This window comes from Psychrobacter sp. 4Bb, assembly GCF_002836735.1.
Lineage (GTDB): Bacteria > Pseudomonadota > Gammaproteobacteria > Pseudomonadales > Moraxellaceae > Psychrobacter.
In genome coordinates, this window is the sequence record NZ_PJAS01000074.1 from 30,531 (window position 1) to 47,555 (window position 17,025).

A 17,025-nucleotide genomic window follows, 5' to 3' on the forward strand; every position below is an offset into this window, starting at 1 on the left:
TATCAAGATAGGAGCGAGTAAATAATACTAGGCGCTCCTACCTTTCTAGACTGATTCCATTATCAGTATGCTCTTATTAGCTATTAAAGCTTGGCAATCCATTCTTTAATAGCGCGTGCTTGCTCAGCGGCATTACCGATATAAGTAGCAGGCGTCAATGCACGTAGGCGTTCTTTATCCGCATCACTAACTGCCGATAGCTCATCGCTTTCGACAAACGTTAGCATGGCTTCACGAGTCATGGCATTACCACGAGTCAAAGCTTTTAGTTTCTCGTACGGATTTTCAACACGATAGCGACGCATGACTGTTTGAATTGGTTCTGCCAACACTTCTTGCGCTTGATTCAAGTCATCATTTAAACGCTGTGCATTTAGCTCAAGTTTACCCACACCTTTTAGGCAAGCATCAAACGCAATCATGCTCTGTGCTAGGCCAACACCGATGTTACGCAACACCGTTGAGTCCGATAGGTCACGCTGCATACGTGAAATTGGTAGCTTCTCACCCAAATGGGCTAGCATCGCATTGGCAACGCCTAAGTTACCTTCAGAGTTTTCAAAGTCGATTGGATTAACTTTATGCGGCATGGTAGAAGAACCAACTTCACCGTCTTTTAGACGCTGTTTAAAATAGCCTAAGCTAATATACTGCCAAATATCACGGTTAAAATCGATCAAGATTGTATTGAAGCGTTTAACAGCATCAAACAATTCAGCGATATAGTCGTGTGGCTCGATTTGAGTCGTATAAGGGTTAAACGTTAGCTCTAGACGCTGATTGATAAACGCTTCAGCATGGCTCTGCCAGTCGACATCAGGATACGCTGAAAAATGCGCATTATAGTTACCGACTGCGCCGTTGATTTTACCTAATAGCTCTACTTGATTGATTTGCTTGATTTGACGGGCTAGGCGATAGGCTACGTTTGCCATCTCTTTACCCAGTGTCGTTGGACTGGCTGTCTGACCATGTGTACGTGATAACATTGGCTGATCAGCGTGAGCAATAGATAAGTCAACGATGCTATCAGTCACTTGCTGCATTTTGGCAACGACTAGCTCGCGGCTGTCTTTGAGCATCAATGCATATGATAGGTTGTTAATATCTTCACTGGTACAAGCAAAGTGAATGAACTCAAGTGAGTCAATCAAGGCATCCTGACCACGGAACTTGTCTTTGATAAAGTACTCAACCGCTTTTACATCGTGATTGGTCGTCGCTTCGATGTCTTTGATAGCTTGAGCATCCGCTTCGCTAAAGTCATCAACGATTGCATTCAAAAAAGCGTTGGTCTGGTCATCAAATGCTGCTAATTCACCAATTGCGCTGTTGTCAGCTAAAGACTGCAACCAGCGAATCTCTACCGTAACGCGAGCTTTGATTAGACCAAATTCAGATAAATAAGGACGTAAGCTGTCAGCCTTTGATGCGTAACGACCATCAATTGGAGAGAGAGCGGTAAGTGGGGTCATGGTTATGCCTCAGTAGTTATGAAATAAAAAACTGCAAGAGTCTAGATAAAAAATTACCATATAAAAAACGACATCGAAATCGTTGCGCGTAATATAGCAGAAATATGATATTAAAAAAGCGGTCTATGCAAATAAAGCGATGTTGATCCTCGTTAAAATCAATCTATTCACTGCATCAACCTCTCTGCTTTAAGTTGGGTCTTAGGAATCAATTAAAATCCGCAAGGTGCATCGATAGATTCAATCACGCCGCCGCCTAGACATACTTCATCGATATAAAATACCGCTGACTGACCAGGGGTGACGGCGCGCTGTGGCTCATCAAATACCACGCGCACTTCGCTGCCATCACCATTGGTCGCAAATACGCGACACGCTTGGTCTGGCTGGCGATAGCGAGACTTTTCCATACAGGCTAGACCTTCGTTGCTAAACACATCCGCAGGCGGTAGGCCGTAAATCCAATCGAGCTTATAGGCTTTTAGCTCGTTGCTCATTAGCATGGGATGTTCATGGCCTTGACCGACGATTAAACGGTTTTTCTCTAAGTCTTTTGCCAATACAAACCATGGTTCTTCCGGACGGTCTTTAACGCCGCCAATGCCGATGCCGCCGCGTTGACCCAATGTGTAATACATGAGGCCATCATGAGTACCGATGACTTTATTATCATCAGTAAGTATCTCGCCTTTTTGGGCAGGCAAATATTGCTGTAAGAAGTCTTTAAAACGGCGCTCACCAATAAAGCAAATACCCGTAGAGTCTTTCTTTTTAGCCGTCGCTAGGTCATGCTCTTCAGCAATCTGACGTACCACTGGCTTTTCAAGCTCACCAACGGGGAATAGCGTTTTGGCGATTTTGTCACCGCCAACCGCATGCAAGAAATAGCTTTGGTCTTTATTATTATCAAGCCCGCGCAATAACTGTGCAACCTCTTCACCTTCGGCATTGGTATAGTTCACACTGCGGCGTGTATAGTGACCGGTCGCGATGTAGTCAGCACCAAGGGTCAACGCATAATCCAAAAACGCCTTAAACTTAATTTCTTTATTACACAAGATATCAGGGTTTGGGGTGCGGCCTGCTTTATATTCCGCCAAAAAATGCTCGAATACGCGATCCCAATATTCCATAGCAAAGTTGGCCGTGTGCAGCTTCATACCGATTTTGTCACATACGGCTTGCGCGTCTGCTAGATCATCCATCGCCGTACAGTATTCGGTGCCGTCATCTTCTTCCCAGTTCTTCATAAACAAGCCTTCGACCTTGAAGCCTGCCTGTTGAAGTAATACGGCTGATACAGAAGAATCGACCCCGCCTGACATACCGACAATCACATGCTTGGTGCTAGGATTTTCGACATCAGCAAGTGTTAAAGGGCGATGAGCATTAAAAGACTCAGAAACGGTTGTGCTTGAGGTATTTTGTATGGCTGACATAAAACGGCTCAACTATTTATACGTTATCCAAAGTACATGCCGACGCCAAGTGTTATGCAATCACTACAATAGGTAGTCTCAGCACAACAACGTCAGCTTGTCTTTTGGATCTGGTATTATGATAAAATAAACGTCATATTATACCAGTTAATTGAAACTGGTGGCGACCGATGGTGTCTGGCTACCAGTAAAACCACTTTGAAAATTCAGATAGTGGTTTTGAATTATTTTAATCACCTTTAACTCATCTTGGAATAATAATGATAAAAATTGGTCAAGGTATCGATGTTCATGCTTTTCATAATAATGGTCAGCAGCAACAATATGTCATATTAGCGGGCGTGCCTATTGAGCATACTCACAGTTTGCTCGCACACTCTGATGGAGATGTGGTCTTGCATGCATTGGCTGACGCGCTACTTGGTGCATTGGCGCTTGGTGATATCGGACAGCATTTTCCCGATACCGATGCGGCACATGCTGGATTGGATTCAAGAGTCCTGCTGCGTTATGTTTATAGTAAAGTGCAAGAGGCTGGTTACAGCCTAGGCAATGCTGATATTACCGTAATGTGTGAACGTCCAAAGCTAGCGCCGCATAATCCAGCCATGCGCGCCAATATCGCTAGTGACCTGCAAACGGATATTAGCAATATCAGCGTAAAAGCCACCACGACTGAAAAATTGGGATTTACTGGTCGTCAAGAGGGCATCATGGCCAATGCCGTGGTATTATTAGTCCCTAATGCTATCGAACCTACATAGATCGTAATTCGTGCTTGTAATACAGCGGCAGTCGCCCCATGTATCAGCCACGTCTTTACACAATTATTTTATCTAAATAATCATTTTAATGAACCGCTTTATCAATAGGAGCTTTTATGAGTGAGCAAACCCCAAACACTGCTGCAAACGACGTTGAACAATTGATCCGTGATCAAATTCGTGACAATAAAGTCATTATCTACATGAAAGGCACACCGCAATTTCCACAGTGTGGCTTTTCAGCGCGCTCTATCGAAGTGTTGACTCAGATTGGTCGTCCATTTGCGTTTGTAAACATTTTAGAAAACCCAGAAATCCGTGCAACGTTGCCAAAAATCGCTAACTGGCCAACGTTCCCGCAATTATGGATTGATGGTGAGCTAATGGGTGGATCAGACATCATCTTGCAAATGTATCAATCGGGCGAGCTAAAGCCATTGGTTGAAGCAAACAGCCCTGCTGCTTAATACTTAAAAGTGTGAATTGGATGTCTTTAATGTCCAATCAGCCTTTGCAAGAGACGAGCACAACAAACCCAGATAGTCATCTAATGGCTATTTGGGTTTTTTTATTGTCGCTATTAGTGTTGTTAGTAGCGTATCTATTCTTGTTCCTATTATTATTTCCACGCGCCTATATCATTAGGCTTCGTTGTTTTTATGGGATTTACCCCCATATAGTGTCCAAGATGTCAGCGATATAAATAATAATTATCAGATGAGTAAGAGAGCTTTATGAATAACCAAACCAGCGAACAGTCAAACGAGCAAAGAGAAGCGGCTGAGCAGGCGGCGATTGAAAAACGCCGTCAACGTTTAAAAAATGAATCGACACGCATTATTGAGATTGCTAATAATGAGTCATACTCAGCACTTAAGTGTATTCATCAGCTTAGTGTGGCAGGCGGTGCAACTGAAGCGACATATGTGGCTATCGAGCAGCGCATCATTGTAGACCAAGATCCTGCAGGTGCTTATCATTTGGCACTGCTGGCACAGAACACGCCAGATTTGCCAATCGATGCTCGTCAGCTTATCGAATTGGTAGTCCACAAGGGTGATAACCATCAGCGCTTGGCCTTGCTTAAAAACTTACCATTACCGCCAGTTGAGCTTATCAAGGAGCAGATTTTGGCCAGTGATGATGGTGAAGCGATTGGTCAAATGAATGCCTATCTACAGATCAATCCAGAAGGGTATGGTAGTCATCATATGCTGTCTAGTGGTCAATCAGATCAGATCGTACCGCTTAGCCCTGGCAACAATAACCAAAATGATAATCAAAACAGTAATTAGTAAGGCAACAACTAGCACTAGCAAGACAGTAACTAGAGTAGAGAACTTTTCGCTTAATTTTAATAGTTTTTGTTCTAACGTTTTTTAAGTATCAAAAAATTGTTATAATTATGGGTTATTCAGGGCGTGTCCTTAATCTGAACAAAAGCATCTGAATGGGCTAAAAATGGTTAAATATTGCCAAACTATGTCAAATAGCTGGTTAATATCCTGATATTATCTGCGCTATTTTCCTTGTTTGTCTGCAATTTACCTCATTCTTATCACCATTTTCAAAATAAGAACACGCCCTAACCAATTATGAACGACTTATCTGAGTCGTTATCTTCTTATAAATTCGACTGACGTTTATTTGCTGATTGTTTTCTTATTTGAACATAGGATATGGCAATCAGCAGCGTTATGAGTCAAGTGAGGCACACATGCAATACCCAAAACATTACGACGTGATAGTGATCGGCGGTGGTCATGCTGGTACAGAAGCTGCTCTGGCAGCTGCACGTATGGGCGCACAGACCTTATTGTTGACGCATAATATTGAGACGCTCGGGCAGATGAGTTGTAACCCTGCGATTGGTGGTATCGGTAAATCGCATCTGGTACGTGAGATTGATGCGTTAGGCGGCGCAATGGCGCTGGCGACAGATAAAGCAGGTATCCAGTTTCGCGTACTAAACAGTCGTAAAGGGGCTGCCGTTCGTGCCACGCGTGCGCAAGCAGACCGTATCTTGTATAAAGCAGCTATCCGTCATACGCTAGAAAATCAGCCAAACCTAGATTTATTCCAGCAAGCCGCTGATGATATCTTGGTTGAAAACGGTCGTGCGACGGCAGTCGTTACTTCTACAGGTATTGTCTTTAAGACCGAAACAGTGGTATTGACTTCAGGAACTTTCTTGGGCGGCGTTATCCATATTGGTTTAGAGAACTCAAAGGGTGGCCGCGCAGGGGATCAGCCTTCTATCAAGTTGGCAGATCGTTTACGTGAGCTTAAGCTGCCAGTTGGTCGTTTAAAGACAGGTACACCAGCACGTATTGATGCGCGTAGCGTTGATTTTAGTGCGATGACGGTACAGCCAGGTGATACGCCATTGCCAGTGATGAGTTATATGGGTGACGTCTCTATGCATCCTGAGCAGGTCAACTGTTATATCACGCATACCAATGCGCGTACTCATGACATCATTCGTGAAAACCTTGACCGTTCGCCAATGTTCTCTGGCAAAATCGAAGGCGTAGGCCCGCGTTATTGCCCATCTATCGAAGATAAAATTCATCGCTTTGCGGATAAAGACAGCCATCAGATTTTCATCGAGCCAGAAGGTCTGACCACACATGAGTTGTATCCAAATGGTATCTCAACCAGTTTGCCATTTGATGTGCAGTTAGACTTTATTCATAGTATGAAAGGCTTAGAAAACGCGCATATTACTCGTCCGGGTTATGCGATTGAGTATGATTACTTTGATCCACAAAACCTCAAGCCAACGCTAGAAACTAAGTCTATCGATCGTCTGTACTTTGCAGGTCAGATTAATGGTACGACAGGCTATGAAGAAGCAGGCGTACAAGGTTTGCTAGCAGGAACCAATGCGGCATTGGTGACGACCAATAACAGTGAGTTTGACACATGGACACCGCGCCGCGATGAAGCGTATCTTGGGGTGCTTGTCGATGACTTGATTACCCACGGTACTACCGAGCCGTATCGCATGTTTACGAGTCGCGCAGAATATCGCTTGCTCTTACGTGAAGACAATGCAGATCAGCGCTTGACTGAAACTGGTCGTAAGCTGGGTCTAGTAGACGATGTACGCTGGCAAGCCTATCAAGAAAAAATGGAAGCCATTGCGACAGAAACTTCACGTCTAAAAGATATGTGGGCAACGCCTGCTAATGCATTAGGTAAGCAAGTGACTGAGCAAACAGGTGAAGTGTTGTCTAAAGAGTCTACTGCCTTTGATTTGCTAAAGCGTCCGCAAATACATTTTGCTGATATCGCCGCTATCACTGACTCAGCCGTTGATACGCAAGTGGGTGAGCAGATAGAGATTTCTGTTAAATATGCGGGCTATATCGACCGTCAGCAAGAAGATATCGACCAAATGAAGCGACTAGAAAACACAGCGCTACCGTTAGACTTTGATTATAGTATCGTGTCAGGACTATCAAATGAGATAGTACAAAAACTTACGCAAGTTCGTCCTGCAACGCTAGCTCAAGCGGGACGCGTAAGCGGTGTAACCCCTGCTGCCATTCAGTTGTTGGCAATGACGGTTAAAAAGCATAAAAAAGCAAAAGCTGCATTGGACTCGTAATAGCAATGTAGTAAAGCCTTTTATAATAAGGCACTTATAGTATAAAAAGCCCGTAACGATATTTCGTTACGGGCTTTTGTTTGTCAAAAAAACGATCGATTTTGAAAGAAAATCACATGTAACCTTGTCCTACTTGCTACTTTGTCTCTATACTAGGTCAGTAAATTTCCTTACTACTTGTTAATTTGTCTCGCTGATGTCCATTTATTCATGGGCTTGTCACCGAACTGAGTCTACTTATGATTGATGCTATTGTTTTTGCTATTACCATTGTCTTACCCAACCTTGCCTTAATGTGGTTGGGTTTTTTTATGCAACGACGTGGTGAAGCAAGCCAAACTTTTATCGATCAGGCATCAAGTTTTGTCTTTAATTATTGCTTGCCGTGTTTATTGTTTTTTAGCGTGGTCGATAGCGACGTCGATTATGGTAAGCAAATTACGCTTATCCTGGTTGGTATCTTGGTGACGTTTATATTATTTATTGGCGCAGAGTTTTATGCCAAACGCTTCGTCAAGCGTCCTGAAGACCAAGGCGTGTTTGTACAAGGCGTATTCCGTAGCAACATGGCCATCATTGGCCTTGCAACCGTGGCCAACGCTTACGGCGCACAAGGATTAAGTATCGGTGCTGTCTATATGGGCGTGGTAACGATACTGTTTAATATCTTGGCGGTTATTACCTTGAGTCGTGTATCCAAAAGTGTGGATGATACATGGATTAGTCGCGGTACGATGATTGTGAAAAAGTTGCTAACCAATCCTTTAATTTTGGCATTGGTTGGGGCATTCGTCTATAAAGCACTGCCATTACCGCCACTCACTGGTGTGATTCATACCACTGGTGATTTACTGGCAGCGGTGGCTCTGCCGTTAGCACTGATCTGTGCAGGTGCTAGTATTAACCTAAAGTCTATGTTGCATCCTTCGGGCTTATCTATGCAGGCGAGTATTGGGCGAATTGTCATTGCACCATTGATTGCGATCGCTGTTGGGCTCGGATTTGGACTATCAGGCGTGCATATGGGTGTGTTATTCTTGATGGTCGCATCGCCCACAGCTGCAGCCAGCTATGTCATGGCAAAAGCAATGGGTGGTAATGATGTATTGGCGGCTAATATTTTGGCATTTACCACTGTTGTCGGCATGTTTGGTATGGCGATTGGGGCAGCGACGTTACGTGCCCTTGGATTAATGTAATACAGATTTTATACTATCTTTAAATAAGTAAGTACTTTCGCCTTATCTAATTTTAACAGCATTAAAAAAGCCCTCTTTTCAAATAAGAAAAGAGGGCTTCTGGTATTAATCTAGCGTTCGCTATTACGCTTGTCTTCACGGCGCTGCTTGCGCTTTGGACTAGTACGATAGGTTAAATAACCACCGATAGCCATAACTGCAAGAAAGGCGACGATATACATAAATATCGACGAGCCAATCATGAGCGATGCACCGATAATGGGAGTTGCTTCCATGTTAAAAATCCAGTTAAGGTTCATCAATAATTATGCAAGTGTCTCATTTCATTGTAAAGTAAATAAGTTTAGCTCCGGTGTAAGTTCAAGTGAACGGATACGGGCAGCTTGGTCATATATATTGGCCGTCACAATCAGCTCATCTGGCTGATAGGTTGCCAAAAACGCAGCGAGTCTTGGTTTGACCGTGTCGACAGAGCCAATGAATGATACTGACAATGCATTGTCTACCATCATTTTCTCTGCTTGACTCCAGATACTGTCCATATCGTGGGTAGGCTTAGGCATTTGACCTGTTTCGCCACGACGCAGACGTACAAAACTCTGCTGTGCTGAAGTAAAATGATACTCGGCGGTCGCATCATCATCAGCCAGCAATAAGTTTGCAGCTAGCATCACATAAGGCTTATCTAGATAGACAGACGGTTTAAACTGTTCACGGTAAGCCTCAATTGCTTGCCCAAGCATTTGCGGGGCGAAGTGAGAGGCAAACACATAAGGTAGTCCTAAATGTGCAGCCAAAGTCGCACCAAATAGAGAAGAGCCTAATATCCAAATCGGTATGCCTGATTTTGCGCCAGGGAATGCCTGTACAGGGCTGCCATCTGTATCATTACCTAAGAAATACATCAGCTCTTGCACATCTTGTGGAAAGCGTTCGGCATCTTTCATTTGTCGACGAAGTGCCTGAAACGTCGCACCATCAGTACCAGGTGCACGGCCTAGGCCTAGGTCCACACGGTCACCATATAATGCCTGCAAAGTACCAAACTGCTCAGCAATCACGAGAGGGGCATGGTTCGGTAGCATAACGCCGCCAGCACCAATACGGATACGGTCGGTTTTACTACCGATATGCGATAGTAGTACTGAGGTGGCTGCACTGGCGATGCCCGGCATATTATGATGCTCTGCCATCCAGTAGCGGTTTAAGCCTGATTTTTCTGCTTGCTGCGCGGTTTCCACTGTTTGGGCGATGCCTTCAGCGATGGTTTTGCCTTGAGGTACAGGCGCAAGATCTAAAAAAGATAAAGGGATTTTATTACTCATAAATGTTCCAGTAGTGTGTAAATTATTTTCTACTGATATGCTTATAGACAGTGGTAGTTTCAAGTGCCGCTAGTCACTGTTAATGAATCATAACAAAGTCAGTTGACTCTGTTTTTAATCTCGCTTAACAATTATTAAGGTGTATTTATAAAGGTTGTCGTTTGTCAAAATAAGCGATAAATAAACCATAAGTAAGGTAATAAAAGGATTTAGCAGCATTATACTATGGCATTAAAAAAAGCAGGCAACCTAAGTTACCTGCTTCTCTAATTATAAGATTATAATATAATGATAAATTAAATAATCGTTATCTTAAGAACCAAATGCAACATTATTTATCTTGGTCGCTAAGTTTGTAAGCTAAGACATAATCACCGATGGTTGTTCCAACTGAACCATGACCACCTGCGACCAATACGACCATTTGCTCACCTTTAGAGTTCAAGTAAGTCATTGGCGTGGCTTGACCACCTGCTGGAATACGGACATTCCATAGCACGTCGCCATTTTTTAAGTCATAAGCTCGGAAGTTGTTTTCTGTCGCCGCTGACAAGAATGCGACGCCGCCTTTAGTGATGATAGGTCCACCGATACCAGGTACGCCCAGTTCCAGTTTGATAGGAATAGGAGACAAGTCTTGTACCGTACCATTTTTGCGTTGATAAGCGATATCACCTGTGGCTAGGTCAGCACCAGCGATTGTGCCCCATGGTGGCTGCTGACAAGGTACGCCTAATGGTGACAAGAAGGGCCCCAATTCTACTGCATAATCTGCACCTTCATTGGCATTGACGCCTTGCTCGCCTTTATTGGTTTCTGCATCGCCCAACGTGTCTCTAGGAATGAGTTTTGAGGTAAATGCCAAGTAAGTCGGCATACCAAACATCACGCCATTCTCAGGATCGACAGCGATACCACCCCAGTTAAAGGTACCAAAGTTACCAGGATAGACTAAGCTACCATTGGTTGATGGCGGGGTGTAGCGACCATCATAGTTAAGCTTATTAAACTCAATACGGCACATCATTTGATCAACAAGACTGGCACCCCACATGTCTTTTTCAGTCAGTGGTTCAGGCTCAAAGCTCAAGCCAGAATAAGGCTGAGTTGGCGCTGCGTGCTCTCCCGCTATGAGATAGCCTTGCGGTGCAGGACGCTCCTTAATAGGTACAATAGGCTCACCTGTCGCACGATTCAAGACGTATACATCGCCTTGTTTGGTTGGTACAACCAGCGCGGGCTGTACACCGTCGGCCGTATCTAGATCAAGTAAGGTCGGTTGAGCAGGTGTATCCATGTCCCAAAGGTCATGATGGACAAACTGCTGAACCCAGCGTGCTTCACCAGTTTCGATATCTAGAGCGACAACAGACGTTGCATACTTTTCTTCAGCGGCATTTCGGTAGTTTCCTAGCTGATCCGGTGTGCGGTTGCCCATAGGGAAGTACGCTAATCCAAGCTCTTCATCGGCAGTAGCGACTGACCATGAATTTGGTGAGCTGGTCTTGTAAGTTTGAGTTGGATCATTGACATCAAAAGGCGCTGTATTATCAGGATCACCTGAGTCCCAGTTCCAAAGAAGCTCACCGGTATTGACATCATACGCACGGATTACACCAGAAGGCGAGTTGACATCATAGTTGTCATTGACAGCACCAGCTACGATAATGGTATCACCGGCGATGACTGGTGGTGACGTAGAATAATAGTAACCTGCTTGATTGAACGGCATGTTATGCATCAAGTCTAATGCACCATCATCACCAAAGTCTTGGCAGCGTTGCCCAGTATTTGGATCGAGTGCATATAGTTTCGCATCAGACGTTGGGATAAATATCTTGGCATCACATTGCTTAGATGCGTTTTCAAAGGTATTACCAGCAATTTTTTGTACTTGCACAGGACTGGTTGCTTGACCAGCATAATAAGATACGCCGCGACAGGTTTGGTGCTGGCGTTGTAAGTTTTCCTCTACTTGAGGATCAAACTTCCATAGCGTCTCACCAGAGTCGGCATCTAGCGCTAGTACCCAGTTGTGAGGGGTACATAAGTATAAACCGTTGCCAATCTTTAATGGTGTTGCCTGATAAGTGGTCTCACCGACATCGTTAGGACCTTTGACATCACCTGTTTGGATTTGCCATGCCAGTTCTAAATCTTTGACGTTATCGGTATTGATTTTATCTAGAGGTGAGTAGCGCTGACCATAATCAGTACGACCATACGCGCTCCATTCGCCATCTGGCGTTTGCTGACCATTTGATAACGGGTCACCAAGGTTGGCTGAGGTCTCACCTGAGCTGACGTTTTGCTCGTCATCATTTGCAGCAGTCAAGTTAAGCTCACCGAGTTTGTCAGTGGCATTATTAGCTAGACTACCAAAAGAGAGTAGTGCACCTACGATTACGCTTACGAGCAGTCCCCAATAATACAGAGGGCTTTTCTTAACGTTGTTTATAGTTGGTGTGCTATTTGAAGCTACTTGAGTTTTAGGCCCACGCATTTTGTTGGATACCCATGGCAATAGCATGAGCAAACCAAATATAAGCGGGAAGCCAACTCGAGGTGCTAGCGCCCACCAATAGAACCCAGATTCCCAAAGTGCCCAAGCCATGGTCGCTACGATAAATAGCGCATATAACCCGTAAGCACTCCAGTGTTTTTTGAACAATAAAAAAGCTGTCGTTAGTATAATGACGCCAGCAATGAGGTAGTAAGGACTACCGCCTAAGGACAATAAATAAGCGCCGCCAATGAGTAGAGGGGCGGCAAAAATTGCCATAATGATCGCTACGAATTTTTCCATGAGCGGTATCACCTGTTTACAAAAGAGCAAGTTAATATGTATTGATATTTAGTCGCAAATCAATTTCATTCGACCAAATATCAATACAAGTGTGAATAATATATAAAAGAAACATTGAATAACGTTCTAGAATCTATTTTATCATCCATAGCTCAGTCTGGTAAGGGTGAGCAAGTCTGAGATACTTTATTTAACAAATGCTCATTAATTTGCAAATTGCTTTTGGCATAGCTCCATGAACGCACGTCCATATTGACGGATTTCTGCGTCATCACGTACCGCCATCCAACTGGTAAAGCGACCAAAATGATCGACGGGGATGGCCGTTAGGTTTTGATAATGGCTTGGCTCAAATGCCATTTCTGCGATGATACCAATACCTAGGCCTAGACCGACATAGGTGCTGATCACATCGGCATCGAGCGCCGCTAATACGATATCTGGCTCCAGTCCTGCTTCATCAAACGTCTTGTCAATCGCGCCGCGTCCTGTAAAACCACCGTGATAGGTCACAATCGGATAGCTGGCAAGTGTGGGCAGGTCAATAGACTCTTGGCTAGCCAGTTCGTGATCACTTGGTACGATAACGCGATGCGTCCAGTCATAGTAACGGTAGCATCTAAGATAATTATTATGCAGCAAGGACTCAGTGGCAATACCGATATCGGCTTGACCACGGATGACCATCTGAGCGATGGTCTCAGGATCTGCCTGTTGTAAAATCAAATTTACTTTTGGGAAACGATCTTTGAATTCTTTAACCACTTGCGGCAGTACATAACGCGCTTGAGTGTGGGTGGTGGCAATCGTCAACGTACCGATATTAGGATTATTAAAATCTAAACTGAGGTTTTCAATGGTACGAATTTCAGCAAAGATAGACTCGATATGCGGCATGAGCGCTGTGCCCATAGTGGTCAGTCCCGTCAGGCGTTTGCCTTGACGCACAAACACTTCCGTCTTTAACTGGTTTTCTAGTGCAGCAATATGCTTTGATAAGCTTGATTGACTGGTATGTAGCACGGTCGCCGCTTGGCTTAAGTTATAACCGTTAATCACCGTATGCCATACTGTTTCTAGCTGTTTGAGCTGAATCTGCAAATGCCGTTGGTTGACCACTACGTCGATTGCCATAACTTAATCCTATTGTATAAATATACAAACCTCGTCTGTATATGAAAGTAAAAATGTCTGAACATACAGTAATAAAGTAGTGTAAAACAAAGCTATTATTCTTGTATATAATAAATAGCTATCAATTTATGATAATTATGAATATAGAATTTGTATTTTGCAATGCTAAAAAATTATTTGTTCAGTAAATGTTGTTTAGTCAGTAAGCGTTGTTTATCCAGAGAAGCCATTTGACCTAACAACTTATAAAGAGCGGTCACTATTAAGCATAAAAAACTAAGCATAAAAAAACAGCTACCTTCTAAAAGATAGCTGTTCGTTAGTTATAAAGTTATTTATTACTATTAATTAGTCGGTATTGACCAATTTCAAACTCAGCCTATTTGGCAATATCAAAGCGATCTGCATTCATAACCTTGTTCCAAACGCGGACGAAGTCACGAACAAATTTCTCTAAGTTATCATCTTGCGCGTATAGCTCAGCATAAGCACGTAATATAGAGTTAGAGCCAAATACCAAGTCTACGCGGCTTGCTTGCCATTTGACGTTTCCTGTACCACGCTCACGTACTTCGTAACTATTAGCAGTGTTGTCGGCTGCTTTTACAGGGTGCCATGTGTAGTTCATGTCTGTTAAATTGACAAAGAAGTCATTGGTAAGCACGCCAGCACGTTCAGTAAAGACGCCATGTTGGCTCTGACCATGGTTGGTATCAAGGACTCGCATACCACCAAGCAATACAACCATCTCAGGCGCTGTCAATCCCATTAGCTGCGTGCGATCAAGTAGCATCTCTTCTGGCGATACCGCATAGTCGCCCTGAATCCAGTTACGATAGCCATCATGTAGTGGCTCTAAATCAGCAAAAGATTCGGCGTCAGTCATTTCAGCGTCAGCATCACCGCGACCTGGATTAAACGGTACAGTAATATCTACGCCTGCATCGTTTGCTGCTTGTTCAATCGCAGCGTTACCAGCCAATACAATAAGGTCTGCTAAGCTAACGTCTTTCTCAAAGCCAGACTGAATACTGGTCAATGTCTCAAGCACACGCTGCAATTGTTCTGGCTCATTGCCTGCCCAGTCTTTTTGTGGAGCTAAACGGATACGTGCACCGTTGGCACCGCCGCGATAGTCGGAAGCGCGGAAGGTACGAGCGCTGTCCCATGCTGTAATGATCAACTCACGACGACTAATGTCACTGTCTAAAATCTGTGCTTTTAGCGTTGCAATATCATCAGCAGTCAAGTCCGTATTACCTGTAGGAATAGGGTCTTGCCATACAAAGCCTTCGCTCGGTACGTCGGCACCTAAGTAACGAGACTTCGGTCCCAAATCACGGTGAGTCAGTTTGAACCACGCTCTAGCGAATACTTCATCGAAGTACTCTGGGTTGTTATGGAACTTCTCTGAAATCTCACGATAGATAGGATCTTTGCTTAATGCCATATCTGCATCAGTCATGATTGGGTTACGACGGACACTTGGATCATGAGCATCTAACGGACGATCTTCTTCTTTGATATCAGTTGGTTCCCACTGCCATGCACCTGCTGGACTTTTGGTCAGTGCCCATTCATGGTTCAATAGTAGCTCGAAATAACCGTGGTCCCACTGGGTCGGATTGGTGGTCCATGCGCCTTCGATACCACTTGAAACGGTATCGCCTGCATTACCACGACCTTTAGGGTTGCGCCAGCCTAGGCCTTGCTCTTTGATATCAGCGCCTTCTGGTTCATCTTCTAGTATCGTCGCATCACCATTACCGTGACACTTACCAACCGTGTGACCACCAGCGGTTAGAGCGACAGTCTCTTCGTCATTCATCGACATACGACCAAACGTCGTACGCATATCTTGTGCGGTTTTGATTGGGTCAGGATTGCCATCAACACCTTCTGGGTTGACATAGATCAACCCCATTTGCACAGCAGCTAAAGGATTTTCTAATGATTCGCGCTCTTCATCACTGTCGTAACGGTTTTTGGTAGCAGCTAGCCATTCGCGCTCAGAACCCCAATAGATGTCTTTTTCTGGATGCCAGATATCAGCACGACCACCAGCAAAACCTAGAGTTTTAAAACCCATAGACTCATAAGCCATGTTACCTGCCAAAATCATCAAATCAGCCCAAGACAATTTATTGCCGTATTTTTTCTTGATTGGCCACAATAGACGACGTGCTTTATCAAGGTTGACGTTATCTGGCCAGCTGTTCAATGGTGCAAAGCGTTGGTTGCCAGTATTAGAACCGCCGCGACCATCAGAACGACGATACGTACCAGCTGAATGCCATGCCATACGAATCATCAAACCACCATAGTGTCCCCAGTCAGCTGGCCACCATTCTTGCGACTCAGTCATTAGGTTTTTTAAGTCAGTCTTGACCGCTTCTAGATCTAGCTGTTTAAAAGCTTCAGCATAGTCAAAGTCTTCACCCATTGGGTCAGTCTTTTTGTCTTGCTGGTGCAATATGTCTAAGTTTAGTGCGTTTGGCCACCAATCTGTCGCAGCAGATGCAGTGGTAGTATGTGCCTGATGCATAACAGGGCAGCCACCCATGCTAGGACGCTGAGGCTCGTGCGAGTTATCAACGTTTTCGCTATGGATCGTTGGACCTTGACCATCACCCTGCTCATAGGTTGTGTTAGTAGGCGCATTATTATTATTGCTTTCGTGATCTACAGGACAACGAGCAGCATCTGGGGCAGTGTTTTTGTCGGTGGTGTTATTGGTTGAGTCGGACATGGGATAACTCCTAGGCTATGATAATAGAAAGAACAAACCGTGAATCTCGGTAGTCGTTGTTTATGTACAAAGCATAACTAAGCTGAGTAGATTTATAAAACTAATATATAAGAATTATAAGTTTTAAATTACTAATCATAAAAAGCTTGATGTTTTGTTTATCTCAATCGCTATTAACGCCCTTGCTTATCATCGCCAGTTAAGAATAAACCAATAGAGTGCACCCAACCAATGAAGCCTGCGTCAATTTTACTACTACCTTTATATTACCTATAAATAATGTCATTGTCAGACATCTTTCAAAATAGAAATTAGCAATAAAAAAGAGAGCTAAAATAACCTTGGTAAAACACTGTGGTTTTTTGCGTTACGATTAAGAAATATAAGCGATTGCACATGGCCTGCAATCGCTAAGTTAATGCAAAAACATCTAGTCAAGATAAAGGTTCTCAAGTACCATAACTGGATTTTGTTGTAATCATAATATTGGTGCAACGTAGAGCAATTTTTATCGATCCTTT

Annotated in this window: 12 protein-coding genes; 5 read left to right on the top strand and 7 right to left on the bottom strand. The window is 43.8% G+C overall.

Annotation, left to right across the window (positions count from 1 at the left end; translation table 11 throughout):
- Window positions 1-83 precede the first annotated feature (83 nt).
- Together purB and mnmA are read right to left on the bottom strand one after the other, a co-directional pair.
- The gene (gene purB / locus CXF60_RS12325; protein ID WP_057759636.1) at window positions 84-1,475 is read right to left on the bottom strand and encodes an adenylosuccinate lyase; all 1,392 of its coding nucleotides are present in this window, start codon (window positions 1,473-1,475) and stop codon (window positions 84-86) included.
- A gap of 212 nt (window positions 1,476-1,687) precedes the next feature.
- Window positions 1,688-2,800, bottom strand: a complete 1,113-nt coding sequence (mnmA, locus tag CXF60_RS12330; protein ID WP_416376888.1) for a tRNA 2-thiouridine(34) synthase MnmA — start codon at window positions 2,798-2,800, stop codon at window positions 1,688-1,690.
- A 374-nt stretch (window positions 2,801-3,174) separates the two neighbouring features.
- Here mnmA and ispF point away from each other — a divergent pair, with 374 nt between their 5' ends.
- The 5 genes from ispF to CXF60_RS12355 all read left to right on the top strand — a co-directional run bounded on the left by ispF (window position 3,175) and on the right by CXF60_RS12355 (window position 8,490).
- Window positions 3,175-3,678 carry a 2-C-methyl-D-erythritol 2,4-cyclodiphosphate synthase gene (gene ispF / locus CXF60_RS12335; protein ID WP_102092168.1) on the top strand — a complete coding sequence of 168 codons (504 nt, stop codon included), beginning with the start codon at window positions 3,175-3,177 and terminating at the stop codon, window positions 3,676-3,678.
- 116 nt (window positions 3,679-3,794) lie between these two features.
- Window positions 3,795-4,145 carry a Grx4 family monothiol glutaredoxin gene (gene grxD / locus CXF60_RS12340; RefSeq protein WP_057759647.1) on the top strand — a complete coding sequence of 117 codons (351 nt, stop codon included), beginning with the start codon at window positions 3,795-3,797 and terminating at the stop codon, window positions 4,143-4,145.
- Between the two features lie 267 nt (window positions 4,146-4,412).
- The gene (locus tag CXF60_RS12345) at window positions 4,413-4,973 is read left to right on the top strand and encodes a hypothetical protein (protein WP_102092169.1); all 561 of its coding nucleotides are present in this window, start codon (window positions 4,413-4,415) and stop codon (window positions 4,971-4,973) included.
- 422 nt (window positions 4,974-5,395) lie between these two features.
- On the top strand, window positions 5,396-7,291 hold the full coding sequence (mnmG, locus tag CXF60_RS12350; RefSeq protein ID WP_102092170.1) for a tRNA uridine-5-carboxymethylaminomethyl(34) synthesis enzyme MnmG: 1,896 nt from the start codon (window positions 5,396-5,398) through the stop codon (window positions 7,289-7,291).
- 239 nt (window positions 7,292-7,530) lie between these two features.
- Entirely contained in the window at window positions 7,531-8,490 is a 960-nt protein-coding gene (locus CXF60_RS12355; protein WP_101204815.1) for an AEC family transporter, read from the top strand.
- A gap of 110 nt (window positions 8,491-8,600) precedes the next feature.
- Here the strand turns inward: CXF60_RS12355 and CXF60_RS14500 are convergent, their stop codons facing one another.
- The 5 genes from CXF60_RS14500 to katG all read right to left on the bottom strand — a co-directional run bounded on the left by CXF60_RS14500 (window position 8,601) and on the right by katG (window position 16,318).
- The gene (locus CXF60_RS14500) at window positions 8,601-8,765 is read right to left on the bottom strand and encodes a hypothetical protein (protein WP_156410686.1); all 165 of its coding nucleotides are present in this window, start codon (window positions 8,763-8,765) and stop codon (window positions 8,601-8,603) included.
- 48 nt (window positions 8,766-8,813) lie between these two features.
- Window positions 8,814-9,815, bottom strand: a complete 1,002-nt coding sequence (locus CXF60_RS12360) for an LLM class flavin-dependent oxidoreductase (protein ID WP_102092171.1) — start codon at window positions 9,813-9,815, stop codon at window positions 8,814-8,816.
- Window positions 9,816-10,146: 331 nt separating this feature from the next.
- A complete protein-coding gene (locus CXF60_RS12365; protein WP_102092172.1) occupies window positions 10,147-12,621 on the bottom strand; it encodes a membrane-bound PQQ-dependent dehydrogenase, glucose/quinate/shikimate family in 2,475 nt (824 codons plus the stop codon).
- Between the two features lie 204 nt (window positions 12,622-12,825).
- Window positions 12,826-13,755: a LysR substrate-binding domain-containing protein gene (locus CXF60_RS12370; protein WP_057759664.1), complete on the bottom strand. Its 930-nt coding sequence runs from the start codon at window positions 13,753-13,755 to the stop codon at window positions 12,826-12,828.
- 379 nt (window positions 13,756-14,134) lie between these two features.
- Window positions 14,135-16,318, bottom strand: a complete 2,184-nt coding sequence (gene katG / locus CXF60_RS12375; RefSeq protein ID WP_102092231.1) for a catalase/peroxidase HPI — start codon at window positions 16,316-16,318, stop codon at window positions 14,135-14,137.
- Window positions 16,319-17,025 lie beyond the last annotated feature (707 nt).